The organism is Rhizobium hidalgonense (assembly GCF_005862185.2).
In the GTDB taxonomy this organism is placed as follows: Bacteria; Pseudomonadota; Alphaproteobacteria; order Rhizobiales; family Rhizobiaceae; genus Rhizobium; species Rhizobium hidalgonense.
In genome coordinates this window covers 1043295-1055876 of record NZ_CP054028.1, presented here as the reverse complement: position 1 = coordinate 1055876, position 12582 = coordinate 1043295, and the positions used below count along the sequence as shown (strand labels likewise).

11 protein-coding genes and 1 pseudogene are annotated in these 12582 nt (G+C 58.5%); 7 read left to right on the top strand and 5 right to left on the bottom strand.

Annotation, left to right across the window (positions count from 1 at the left end):
* Positions 1–46: 46 nt before the first annotated feature.
* A complete protein-coding gene (locus FFM81_RS26170; protein ID WP_138386215.1) occupies positions 47–418 on the bottom strand; it encodes a hypothetical protein in 372 nt (123 codons plus the stop codon).
* Positions 419–677: 259 nt separating this feature from the next.
* On the opposite strand from FFM81_RS26170, the gene FFM81_RS26165 reads away from it, so the two are divergent.
* Positions 678–959, top strand: a complete 282-nt coding sequence (locus FFM81_RS26165; protein WP_138386214.1) for a hypothetical protein — start codon at positions 678–680, stop codon at positions 957–959.
* Entirely contained in the window at positions 956–1264 is a 309-nt protein-coding gene (locus tag FFM81_RS26160; protein WP_246401260.1) for a hypothetical protein, read from the top strand. Before FFM81_RS26165 ends, FFM81_RS26160 begins: the two co-directional genes overlap by 4 nt.
* Positions 1265–1314: 50 nt before the next feature.
* Here FFM81_RS26160 and FFM81_RS26155 read toward each other — a convergent pair.
* Both FFM81_RS26155 and FFM81_RS26150 read right to left on the bottom strand, forming a co-directional pair.
* Positions 1315–2694, bottom strand: a pseudogene (locus tag FFM81_RS26155) (sensor histidine kinase).
* A gap of 175 nt (positions 2695–2869) precedes the next feature.
* Positions 2870–3121: a hypothetical protein gene (locus FFM81_RS26150; RefSeq protein ID WP_138386213.1), complete on the bottom strand. Its 252-nt coding sequence runs from the start codon at positions 3119–3121 to the stop codon at positions 2870–2872.
* 538 nt (positions 3122–3659) lie between these two features.
* Here FFM81_RS26150 and FFM81_RS26145 point away from each other — a divergent pair.
* The 3 genes from FFM81_RS26145 (at position 3660) to FFM81_RS26135 (ending at position 6498) form a co-directional block, all read left to right on the top strand.
* Positions 3660–3860, top strand: a complete 201-nt coding sequence (locus FFM81_RS26145; RefSeq protein ID WP_138386212.1) for a hypothetical protein — start codon at positions 3660–3662, stop codon at positions 3858–3860.
* Positions 3857–4336 carry a DUF2243 domain-containing protein gene (locus FFM81_RS26140; protein WP_138386211.1) on the top strand — a complete coding sequence of 160 codons (480 nt, stop codon included), beginning with the start codon at positions 3857–3859 and terminating at the stop codon, positions 4334–4336. The genes FFM81_RS26145 and FFM81_RS26140 overlap by 4 nt, the downstream gene beginning before the upstream one ends.
* A gap of 242 nt (positions 4337–4578) precedes the next feature.
* Positions 4579–6498 (top strand): APC family permease, encoded by a 1920-nt coding sequence (locus FFM81_RS26135; RefSeq protein ID WP_246401257.1) that lies wholly within the window; start codon positions 4579–4581, stop codon positions 6496–6498.
* Positions 6499–7252: 754 nt separating this feature from the next.
* On the opposite strand, the gene FFM81_RS26130 is transcribed toward FFM81_RS26135, so the two are convergent.
* Both FFM81_RS26130 and FFM81_RS26125 read right to left on the bottom strand, forming a co-directional pair.
* Positions 7253–8278, bottom strand: coding sequence for a Gfo/Idh/MocA family protein (locus FFM81_RS26130; protein ID WP_138386208.1), 1026 nt, complete (start codon positions 8276–8278; stop codon positions 7253–7255).
* Entirely contained in the window at positions 8275–9264 is a 990-nt protein-coding gene (locus FFM81_RS26125; RefSeq protein WP_138386207.1) for an MDR/zinc-dependent alcohol dehydrogenase-like family protein, read from the bottom strand. The genes FFM81_RS26130 and FFM81_RS26125 overlap by 4 nt, the downstream gene beginning before the upstream one ends.
* A 178-nt stretch (positions 9265–9442) precedes the next feature.
* Here FFM81_RS26125 and FFM81_RS26120 point away from each other — a divergent pair, with 178 nt between their 5' ends.
* Positions 9443–10546, top strand: a complete 1104-nt coding sequence (locus FFM81_RS26120) for an NAD-dependent epimerase/dehydratase family protein (RefSeq protein WP_173883850.1) — start codon at positions 9443–9445, stop codon at positions 10544–10546.
* Entirely contained in the window at positions 10543–12582 is a 2040-nt protein-coding gene (locus tag FFM81_RS26115; RefSeq protein ID WP_138386206.1) for an NAD-dependent epimerase/dehydratase family protein, read from the top strand. The genes FFM81_RS26120 and FFM81_RS26115 overlap by 4 nt, the downstream gene beginning before the upstream one ends.

Sequence of the window (12582 nt, the reverse complement as noted above, 5' to 3'; positions counted from 1 at the left end):
TCGGCGGACACAACTCTGCCACAGCAACTGTACGAAAGCGGACATCTCAGTGGTAAAAGGGCCGCTCCTGGCCAAAAAGCGCAAAGACTATTGCGTCGATATCGGCAGGGCGTCCGCTGAGGACAAAGCCGCCGGAGAGGCCTGCTGACTGCTGGTCACGCGCAAAGATGAAGGGGATCTTTCGTGGCTCCAGCCAATCGTTCATCCAGAGCATGGCATCATCCGAGATAGCGACGTCGATGATCACGGCATCGAACATAAGGCCTTCACTCAAACAAACCATCGCACCTGAGGCGACGATCGGACCGGTGACTGATGCCTCGTATGCAATCAAGGCGCCTCTGGCGTCGTAGGAAAGAAAGTCGGCTTCACCTATGATAAGGATCGTCTTACCAGCTAGGGGGCCGAGCGGTTTCATGCGGACGCCTATGGTTTTGGGGTGATCACGCCGTCGCGGCGATTGCCGGGCGGTCGCGCGCCTATCCCTTCGCGGACCATTCCAAGCTCGCTCGCATTCGACTTCAGTTCGCACCTCCCGCCGAACCGGATTGGGACCGATTAGTTCCTCCAGCACCCAACTCATCGCGCCCTTGACCTATCCGTACGCTTTCGCACGCTTGATTGAAAACGAAAATTTTAAGATTAGGATCCGATCATGTACGCGGAGGGGATGGCAAATGATCCACCATTCTGGAATCACGAAACCGGCGCTGCAGCCTGAGGACGTAGCGATGTTGAAGGCTGTGCTAGAGGGATGGTGTAAGGAGAAATCGTGTGAGATCGCCAGTCCGGCGGCAATGCATGTTGCCACGGAACTGGTATCCTGGTTCGAATGCGGCATCAGGGAGAAACACAGGCTGACTGGTCTGATGCGGCATATGCACCTGGATTTGAAAGGCATGACGATCTCGACGGATGCGGCGCTGCTCGCCGACCCGCGGCCGGGCGGTAACTGGTGACAGCGACGATCGGTAGGGGCCGCAGCTTTCCTTCGATCGCCGCAGATTTGCGGGACCTTACCTTCGCAGATCGCCAGATTGTTCTACACCAGATCGTCGACGAACTTCAGGAGATCTGCGAAGGCGCACGGAGCGGCGTTTTGTTGCACCCGGTCCTCGAATTTCTGCTTCGTACTGTGGGCACTTCGATAGGCCCGATCGCCGGAGCCGACGACGAATGCTGGGAGGGCATTATGAAGGAACTCCTTCGGCTCCGCGCGACGATGCTGGGGCTTAAAACCGGCACGGCCCGTGCCCCACATTAATTGGGCTCCCTCAACAATGTGACTTGCGTCCTTCCAACCGGACGCCGCTGTCAGGAGTTTCGTGGCAGGCGGATCAGAAACCCCGTACCGGGCCGTCGATCCGCGATTTGAAGTTCGGCCTTCAGTTGCTGCACGAGGGCACGGACGATCCTCATTCCGAGGCTCTTTCCGTCACTCTCATAGGGCGACAATTCCCCTTGGAGACCCTTTCCTCGATCGGAGATCTCAAGGCAGATCTCGTCGTCGCCGGTCCGTGCAGTGACGGTAACCGCTCCGGAGATATCCGGATAAGCGTGCTTGAAGGCGTTCGTCACCAGCTCGTTTACAAGCAGCGCAATTTGAATGGCGCGGTCGGCATCCATGACGCATGCATCTGCGTCAACCGATACCGTGTGGCCGGCGGTCGATTGCTGTAGGCGTTGGCAAAGACTAGACAAGAAATCGGCAAGATCCACCGTTTCGATGTGCGGTTGCCGCCATAACTGATCGTGTATCTCGGCGATGGTCCCAACACGTGCTTCGGCATCACGAAGCGCCTGCCCGACCTCCGGCTGTTTGGCCGAGCGGGCCTGCATCGCCAGCATGGCCGCGACGAGCGCGAGACTGTTTTTGACCCGATGGCTCATCTCGCGCAGGATGATTTGCTGATGCTCGTCGGCGAAATGACGCTCTGTATCGTCCCGGAGAACTTTGAGATAACCGGCGCGGGGATGATGAGCCCGCAGCGGCATCGTCAACCCGCTGCCCCAAAATGTCGAGCCGTCTTTGCGTAAGTGGAAGCGCTCGTTTTCGGCGCGGCCGCGCTCCAGCGCTCTCTCCATTTCGCGTTTCGCCCTCTCCTTCGGCACGGTCCTCGGGTACGAACAGGATTCGAGCGTCGCGACCCAGAATGTCGGCTTCCTCATAGCCGAAGATCCGGCAGGCGCCGGTGTTCCAGCTGATGATCCGTCCATCACGATTGAAAGCGAAAATTGCATAATCGATCGCACTTTGAAGAATGAGCTGGAGTCGTTCCTGACTGGCTCGCAGCGCTTCATCGTCATGAAGCGCTTCTGTTCGGTCCGGACGATTTTCGTCAGGCCGTAGACTTTGCCGGCATCATCGCGAAGCGGCATCATCAGCCCCGATGCCCAAAACAGGCTGCCACTTTTCCGGACATGCCACCGGTTGTCGTCGGCGCGGCCGGTAGTCAAGGCAAGCCTGATCTCCTTTAGCGCCGCCCCTGCGAGTTGATCCTCGAAAGAAAAGAGGATCCCACTGTTCTGACCGATTATTTCAGAAGCGGAATATTCGAATAGTTTTTCCGCACCAGCGCTCCACGTCACCACCGTGCCATCTGGGTCCATCGCAAAAATCGCGTAATCCTGGGCGCTCTCGACCATGTGCCGATAGATTTCCGTTTCTTTTCCCGGAACAGAGGACTGATCCATACCAGCGCGCTCCCGAAACAGCTGCCTCGTCCTATATTAGCACATGCGAATGCTATACGCCCCGTACGCTTGCGTACAGACCATGGCAGCAGCCGGTGCGAACGCGGCTCGGTCAGACAGGAAATCGCGATTGCATAGCCTGAGCAGAAATGTGGCTGGCGACCGTACGCCAGTCTCACGCACAATCCCGGTGCATAAGGCGGAGTTGCCACGCCTTGTAAGGCTTCAACATTTGCCCAGGGAACCGCCTTTCGATGGCGCTTTCGACGAGGACAATTTTTGCGAAGTCCTCGTTGGCGGGCGAGCATGAAGCAAAAGTCGGACTTCGGATCTCCAACTCAGCCATCAGTTCGAAAAGCTCTTCATCGGACATCCCCTCGAGAACCGCAGCAAACTTGCGTTCCGAAACGACTGCAGAATTTGTCAATTTCCACCTCCTGTCGACGGCGGCACTGTGCCCTCTACATCGGATAGGGACCGAGGCATTCATGCGTTACTTCCCCGGCAGGTCCTTTTCGGTTGTCGGGGCCGCCGGCAGCCTGTTCTGCGATCCCTCCCTGTCCGACGCGCGGAGAGGTGCCGTCGGTGCGCTGGCGACGTAGAGGCCCAATCCTAATGCTCCAATGGCGACGACGGAGGCACCGGCGATCGCCGCAATTGAGCGCCGACCATCCTGTTTGATCATTCCAAATGCGAGCGCAATTCCTAAAAGCGCTGCTCCGCCTGCCACTACAAAAAACCAGAGGTAATTCATTGTCGTGCTCCCGATATCGAGCTCCAAACCTTGGCGGGCCATGAAGGTTCCGAGGGGCCAGCTGGCGTGCGCAACGATTTGCCCCATGAAATGACCATGCTCCCGTTAATGTGCGGTATCGGACAGAAACCAAAGCATTTCCAGCGCTGTTAGCGGTCAACCTGAGCAACAGTTTCCGTTACGGAAGTGCATCTGCGAAAGGAGCAGAATAATGGACACAGCAACGCAGTGGGCACTTTTTCTCGGTGCGCTGGCTTTGGCGAGTTGGATGGCAGGTGGGCTGGCGGCTGTGCTGGCAAACATGCAGTTCAGCCAACATCGGCAAAGGGCCGCCGAATATCTGACACTCGGATTGAGTGCTGCGGGATTTATCTCGGCAGTCGCCATGGCTGTGATTCTGGTAACCCGATGACGTCGCTCGGCAGGTTGGCCATAGGTCGGAACTTCCCACGAGCATCAGGTATCCTGTTTGGCCTCGGGCTGGGCGGTTTTTTTGATGGCATCGTCTTCCACCAGCTTTTGCAATGGCATCACATGTTCAGCTCGTTCTACCCGATCGCCAGCATCGAGAACCTCGAGTTCAACACGTTCTGGGACGGCGTTTTCCACTCCGCGACATACCTGTTTTTCCTCGCCGGCCTCTTTATTCTATGGCGGGCGGGGCGCCGGCCGCACCTTTCCTGGTCGACGAAGGATTTGATCGGCACAGGGCTCATAGGCTTCGGGAACCTCATCGAAGGACTTATTGATCACCAACTGCTGGGTATTCACCATGTGAGCGAGACAGTCGAACGGTCGGCATGGCCCTATTGGGACGTTGCTTTCTTGGTTTGGGGCGCTGCTATGCTCGCGGGCGGTTGTATCATGGTCAGGAGAAAACATGCCTGATCGATGCCGCCAACTGCTCCAGGAACTCCGGGCCCGCCATTCCCTGGGCTGCCTTCTGTCTCGGACTACTCTTGGCCACGCAACCTGTTTGGGCTTCCGTGCTGTTTGGAGTGCAGCTTTCGGCCGACGATCTCCTGTCCATTCGCTGTTTCAGCTTCCCACCATGAGGCATACCCGCAGCGTCAACATCAACTCCAGATTTGGGAACCCGAGCCACTGCCGGTTGTTCGTAGGCGCTTTCGTTGTTCGATGAGGAAGAGAAGTTGAACGTCAGTAGGCTCCTGTTTGGTCGGCGCCTCGCCAATCGCGAGCACGAAGACAAGAAAATCGGCTGGGTGGAAGCGGTGCCCGCAATGGGCCTGGATGGCCTCGGCTCGTCATCCTATGGACCAGAAGCAGCGCTTACCATTCTCATACCACTCGGCACGCTCGGCCTGGTCTATATAGGCCCGGTGATGGGTTGTATCGTCGCGCTGCTGGCGATCCTCTATTTTTCATACCGGCAGACACTCGCTGCTTATCCGACAAACGGCGGCGCCTACGTCGTGGCGAAAGAGAACCTAGGAGAATATCCGAGCCTGCTTGCCGCCTCGGCTTTGATGATCGATTACGTCCTCAATGTCGCGGTTGGGGTTTCGGCGGGAGTTGGAGCCCTTGTTTCCGCGATACCGAGCCTTTATCCATACATCGTGCCACTGTGCCTTGGTATAGTCCTTCTCGTCATGCTGGCCAACCTGCGGGGCACCGGAGAGGCTGCCTGGCTGTTTGCGCTGCCGACCTACGTCTTCATCATCTGCTTCCTAGGCGCCATCGGCTACGGACTGATCGAGAATTTGGTTGGAGACAATCCGGCTCCGATCATTCCACCGCCACCGCTTGGCCCTGTGGCTCAGGGAGCAACGATTTGGATGCTTATGCATGCATTTGCCAGCGGTTGCACAGCCATGACAGGGGTGGAAGCAGTATCAAACGGTATGGGGTCGTTCAGGCAGCCCGTGATGCGCAACGCCTACATCACCCTCACTGTCATCGTCGTCATTCTCGCTCTGTTGCTCGGTGGTATCGCTGCCATCGTCACCGCCTTTGAGATCGGCGCGATGGATCAGGCGAAAGAAGGCTATCAGAGTGTGTTGTCGCAATTGATTGCTGCCGTCGGCGGCCATGGTGCCTTTTACTATATAGCGATGACGAGCCTTCTCAGCGTCCTTTGCTTGTCCGCCAACACGAGCTTTGTCGGTTTTCCACGCCTTTGCCAGATGGTGGCCGCGGACGGCTATCTGCCCAAAGCCTTTGCCCAGCCAGGCCGCCGGCTGATGTTTACCGTCGGAATTCTATTTCTTTCTGGCTTTGCCGGGCTTCTTCTGATCGTTTTCGGAGGGATCACCGACAATCTCATACCGCTGTTTGCAATCGGCGCCTTTTTGACCTTCACCATATCTCAAGCGGGCATGACCTTGCATTGGCGCCGCCAGTCCAGGCGACACGCGGCTAAGCTGACAATGAACGCAATCGGGGCGATTTCCACAGGGGCGGCGCTCATTATCATTCTGGTGGCAAAATTTGCAGAGGGAGCGTGGATTACCTTGATTACCGTTCCGGTGACGATCGTCATCCTGAAATCGATCAAGCATTACTACACTTCACTCCAGCGCGAACTGCGGAAGCCCGGTCCGATCACTCTAGAAGATATCGAGCCGCCAACGGTTCTCGTCATCATGGAAACGTGGAACAGATTGAGCGAACGCGCGATCAAGTTTGCCCTGACGATCTCGCCGGACGTGGTTGCTGTCCATTTCATTCGCCTGGGCGGACCGGACCGCGACGAACGGGAAAACGCGCTTCGCGAGGAATGGCAGGTCGAGGTGGAGGAGCCGATTGCCGCACGTGGACTGAAGCCACCGAGGCTTATGCTCATCCCAGCTCCTTTCCGACAATTGCATGAGCCGATGTTGCGGCTGATCGAAAAGCTTGACGCCGACAGCCCGGAGAGGCGCGTGGCGGTTCTCATTCCTGAAACGGTCAAAGACAAATGGTGGCAAAAGCTGCTGCACATGAACCGGGCAGGGCGGCTGAGGGCAAAACTGGTCAAGCTTGGCGGTCCTCGTCTGACGGTGGCGACGGTTCCTTGGAGGCTATACAGGGAAGACCAATCGGCGCCATGAGCGATAGCGGCGGCTTTTGATAGTGCCTAAGCCTCGGCATTGAAGGCATGACTGACGATGAGCTCGCGGGACTGCGCGCAGATAACATTCGTTGGTGAAGCGGGCATGGCGCCGAGTTCGGAACATCCGCTACTGCCGATTGTTTGATACGCGGCGCGGGTCGCGCTCTCGAGAAGACCTTTTCGAGGGGCAGTTTAGAGGATGTCATGGACAAAAGAGCAAAAATACAATCCGGCACAATCCAGCCGCCTGAAAATGACGCAAGAGCGGGAAGCGACGCCGGCATCCGCGATGACGGTCGCCGTGTGGCGGATGCCGGAACCACGCGGAAAAAAGCCGCGCCAGCACGCAATCGACACGACGAGCTCAAAGACGAGCTTGATCAGGAGATCAATCTTCCGCAGAGGGGTGCGCCGTCACGGAGGTGAGGAAAGGCGGGCCCTCAAGCTCGGGAACGGGCCATGACAATTCAAAAATGGCGCATCCCGGCGAACCGGACGAAAAAGCACCCATGCCGGCAAAGGAGCAGATCCGATGAGGAAGAGGGATAAAGATCCGATCCAGCGACAATCGTCATCATCTTCAGGAAAGCGCACCAGGCTCAATGCCGGCAGGGTCGCCCTGGTCCTGATCTGTATCGTGGGTGTCGTCGCATTCATTCTTTATGCGACAATTGTCATTTATGGACTCATGAAAGGGACCTAGCGTTCCAATTCGACTGGCCCGCGACACGATCATCCGTCGCTTATGAATTTCATCGGCTTGCGCGGTATATCTCATCAATTGCCGCCGCGACCGCGACGAACTGTTCACACCCGGCATCGAAGCGCTGGCCTTGAGCGAGTTTTCTTGCCCAATCCACCGCGGCCCGTCCACCCCAGTCGTCCGGCGGCAGGGCCAGGGTCTCACGCGATGTGCCGGATAGTCTTGTGGCGGTAAAATCATAGAAGGACGCGTCGACATTCCTGAAGGAGGCGCCTCCTTCAGTTCCGAAGAAGTCAGCGCCGATCACTGCGTCACAGCCAGCCTGAAGTCGCCAGGAACATGTCAACCGCAGGACTTCGCCACCGGAGAGCGTAAGCGTCGCCGTCGCGAAATCCTCGACCTCAGCGTTTTCGCCAAGTCTTTTCCCGCCTGCCCGCAACTCGCTGGACACCGCGACGACGGATGGAAAGTCGAGGCACCATAAGGCTAGATCGATGAGATGGACCCCGAGGTCGATGACGCATCCGCCGCCGGACAAAGTCTTGTCGTAGAACCATGGTTTGTCAGGACCATAGGCGTTATGGAAGGTCAGGTCCGCGGCAAATATTTTCCCAAGGGTGTTCGAGCGCACAAGCTGACGGATCTGCTGCATGGCCTGGGAATGGCGGTAGGAAAAATCGACCCCGAGCAACCTGTCCGCCGCCTTGGAGGCGTCGACAACGGCCCTTACTTCGGATGCGGTTCGACCAAGCGGCTTTTGGCAGAAGACGGCCACCCCGGCTTCTAACGCGTGGATGGACTGCGCGGCATGGCTGGCGCTCGGTGTCGCGATCACGATGCCATCGAGCTCATCGTCGAGCAAATCGTCGAGACCCGCGGCGATCCTCGCATCGGGAGCGAGCGCCTGAGCCTCCCGCACCATCTCCGCCGACGGATCGACGACCGCGATGGCCTGCGCCAGGCCGCTGTCGAGGATGGCTTTCATCCGGTGTCGGCCGATCCATCCCACGCCGAGAAAGCCGAGCCTCAATTGCTTGACGGCAGTGGTCTGATGTAGCGAAATCAACTTGTTCATAAATATTGCACCAAGGCCTTGAGGAAACCGTCAGGACGATCCCGCGTGGTATTCAACGCTTCGTCCAGCCCTTCCAGTGGGTAGACGTGCGTATAGAGGGGCTCCGGATCGATCCGCCCTTGACCTATGGCTTCTATGGCGTCGCGAATGCCCTTCATATAGATGCCAGGGTCGCGCTCATGGGCGTTGATGACATCGAGCCCGCGCCAGTTCCAAAGCTGCATGTTGACCTGGCGGGGGCCATCTTGGTGATAGCCGGCGACGATCAACCGCCCCCGTTCTTTCGTCAGCTCGCCCGCAAGGTCGAGCGGCCATTGTTTTCCGACCGCCTCGATGACGCAGTCGCAGAATTTTCCTTCGGTCAATTCTCTGACGCTCTCGATGATGCGCCAATGATCGTCCATGGCGATGGTCTCGGCCGCCCCCATCCTTCTTGCAACTTCGAGGGAATAGGCCCGCCGGGAAATGGCAATCACGCGCGCGCCCGCTGTTGCTGAAAGCCGGGTGAGGAGGGCGCCGAGAAAACCGATGCCGATGATGGCGATGGTCTGGCCGCGTTCGATATTGCTGCGGCCGAAGATATTCATTGCGCATCCGAGCGGTTCGCCCGGAAACGGCTTGCCATCCAATTCTTCTGGCAACATCGCGACCGTCGAGGCATCGGCTATGTCGTGCGTGGCGTAGGCATGATAGGAAAGAGCCGCAACCCGGTCCCCGACCTCAAGGCCCGCAACGCCGCTGCCCATGGCATCGATGACGCCCCAGCCCTCGTGGCCCAGTCCACCCGGTTCGGTGGGAAACGTCATCCAATCAGGCCCCGCCCAGGGCGTGAGGTTCGAGGCGCAGACGCCGCAGCCTTCCAGTTTCACCCTGACCTGGCCGGGACCAGGGGTCGGCAAAGGCCTCGTCTCGATCGATACGCGTCCGGCACCACGTATGATGACGGCCCTCATCAGTTCGGTTGTGGATGTTGCCGCAGTGTCCATCAGATGTCCTCCAGTGTGGCATCCTCGAACTGCGGGCCCTCCCCAGAGTTCCGAGGGAAGTCAAAGAAGTCATAGATGATGAAGTCAATAAAGATGTCATTGATGAAGGAACTTTTCCATCTACGCTCGGTTCGGCCGCCGTCTCCGAAATGTTTTGTTCAACCGAGCGGATGCAATAATGACAATTTTGATAACAGGCGGGTGCGGCTTCATCGGCCGCCACGTTGCTGAAGAGCTTCTGAAAAACGGCTACGATGTGCGCATTCTCGATGCGATGATCGACCAGGTGCATGCCGACGCCGACGCCAGCGTGCCGGAAGGGGCGCAAGTCGTGCGGGGCGACGTCAGAGACAAGGATGGCGTCCGCGCAGCCCTGAGGGATGTGGCGGGCGTCATTCATCTTGCAGCTGAGGTTGGTGTCGGCCAATCGATGTACGAAATTGCTCGCTATGTCGGCGCCAACGATCTCGGAACGGCTGTTCTGTTGGAAGCCATGATCGGCTTGCCCGTGAGAAAGATCGTCGTCGCTTCTTCGATGAGCGTCTATGGGGAAGGACTTTATTCGACGGCGAGCGGCCTGCGGCTCGGATATGTTCGGCGGCGGGCGGATCACATCAAAGGCGGCCTTTGGGATCCGCTTGGGCCCGACGATCAGCCATTGACACCGGTCGCCACCGACGAGGAGAAACCGGTCGATCTCGCTTCAATCTACGCTTTGACGAAATACGCTCAGGAGAAGCAGGTTCTGATCTATGGTGAAGCCTATGGCCTCGATGCCGTTGCGCTTCGTCTTTTCAATGTCTTCGGCGCCGGCCAGGCGCTTTCCAATCCCTATACCGGCGTGCTTGCAAATTTCGGCTCCCGCCTCGCCAACGGCCAGCCGCCGATGATCTTCGAGGATGGCAGGCAGCGACGTGACTTCGTCCATGTGCGCGATGTGGCTGTTGCCTTTCGTCTGGCTCTGGAAAAGCCGGCAGCCTCCGGCCACGTGATCAATATCGGCAGCGGCCAGGCCTACTCGATTGCCGATGTTGCGATGCTTCTCGCTGACGCCATGGGCACACCCGACATTGGCCCTGAGATCATGCACAAGGCACGCTCGGGAGACATTCGGAATTGCTTTGCCGATATTTCCAAGGCGCGGGAACTCCTCGGCTTCGAACCGAAATATCGCCTGGAAAATGCTCTCGCTCCATTCGCTGAATGGGTCCGTCAGACAGGGGCAGTCGATCGCGGCGCCGAGATGAAGCGGCAACTGGAAGAGCGGGGACTGGTTTCATGAGGAACGCCGGTTCTAGACAAGTCCGCCGACAGGAGAGGCCGTTCGGTTTCGTCGAGTGGTTCCGTCCCGGAGAGCATCAACGCACGGAGGCAGTGCTTCCCGACATTTTGGCAAGTGGTGCAAGCTATCTACGCACGCATTTATCCTGGGCCGAATATCTCGCGCCCGGCGGCGAGGAATGGTTCGACTGGCTGATCCCTCGCGTCGGCAAAGAAATCGACCTCCTTCCGTGTATACATTATACGCCGCCTTCACTGTCGCGGACGGGAAAATCCTCCGGTCCGCCGGTCGACCTCAAAGCATACGCCGATTTCGTCGACCACATCCTCACGCGCTATGGTCGCTATTTCCGATATATCGAGCTCTGGAACGAACCGAACAACCTGCTCGACTGGGACTGGCGCCACGACAGTGATTTCCTGCTCTTCTGCGAGATGGTGGGCGGTGCGGCTTACTGGGCAAAGCAGCGAGGTTATAAGCCGGTGCTCGGCGGCCCATGCCCCTTCGATCCCTACTGGCTCAATCTGATGGGCGCGCGCGGTGTGCTCGGTGTCGTCGATGCTGTCGGTTTTCATGGCTTTCCCGGAACCTGGGACAGCGAGGAAGCCACCTGGGGCGGCTGGGACATGCATCTTGGCGAGATGCGAGGGATTATCGGCCGCTATAATCCAGATGCCGAGATATGGATTACCGAAGCCGGCTACTCGACCTGGCGCAGCGACGAGATCGAACAGGCGCGACGCTTCATCAAGGCACTCAACGTGCCGGCCGACCGCATGTACTGGTATTCCTGGTGCGATGTGCCGCCGGATGTGCCGGTTCAGGAAGGTCTGTGGTTCGATCCGCGGCACTATCACCTCGGGGCAGTGACCCACGACAACAAGCCGAAGCTTCTGGCCCGTCTTCTGATGGAAGGAGGCGTCAACCGACTGCAGGACGTTGCCGCCCTCGCTGCCCCGCATGTCGCCTCGGATGCGGCCCCTGTGGTCGTGACCGGCGGCAGCGGTTTCGTCGGATCCAACCTTGCCGACAGTCTGCTGAACGACGGCGAAGACGTCATTATCCTGGATAATCTCGAACGATCGGGAGTCGATCAAAACCTCTCATGGCTGATCGAACGTCATGGCGCGCGGGTGCATCCGGTGCTTGCCGACGTTCGCGACCTGATGGGTATCGAAGCCGCCTTCAAGGATGCCAAGGCTGTCTACCATTTTGCCGCGCAAACGGCGGTGACCACGAGCATTGCCGATCCGCTTGGCGATTTCGAGACCAATGCGCGCGGCACCCTCAATGTGCTGGAAGCGGTGCGCAAGGCAGGCAGACAGGCGCCGGTCATCTTCGCAAGCACCAACAAGGTTTATGGCGCGCTCGACGATCTCGGGATGGTCGAACTCGATGATCGTTTCATCCCCGAAGACGAGTTCCTGCGGGCACAAGGCATCGCCGAGGATCGGCCACTCGATTTCTGCACGCCTTATGGCTGCTCGAAAGGTGTCGCAGACCAATATGTCCTGGATTACGCCAAGTCCTATGGCATTCCGGCTGCCGTCCTTCGGATGAGCTGCATTTACGGTCCGCGCCAGTTCGGCACCGAAGACCAGGGCTGGGTGGCGCATTTCCTGATCCGAGCGCTCGGCGGCGACGCGATTTCCGTGTACGGCAGCGGCAAGCAGGTGCGGGATATCCTGCATGTGGACGATGCCGTCGCTGCCTACCGGTTGTTGCATGCCAATATGGGCAGGCTCTCTGGACAGGCCTTCAACCTTGGCGGCGGACCGCGCAATGCCGTCAGCGTGCTTTCAGTGCTGTGCGAGATTGAACATCTTGCCGGACGTCCGGTCGAGACGAGTTTTGGCCCGTGGCGGGCCGGCGACCAGTTCTATTTCGTCGCCAATACCCGAAAACTTCAAGGCGAAACCGGCTGGATGGTCGGCATCGGATGGAAGAAGGGGCTCCGGCATCTGGCCGAATGGCTGATCGCCAATCGTTTCGGCGGCCAGCAGCGTCGTAGCGAGAAGCGGAAGGCATCGGCATGA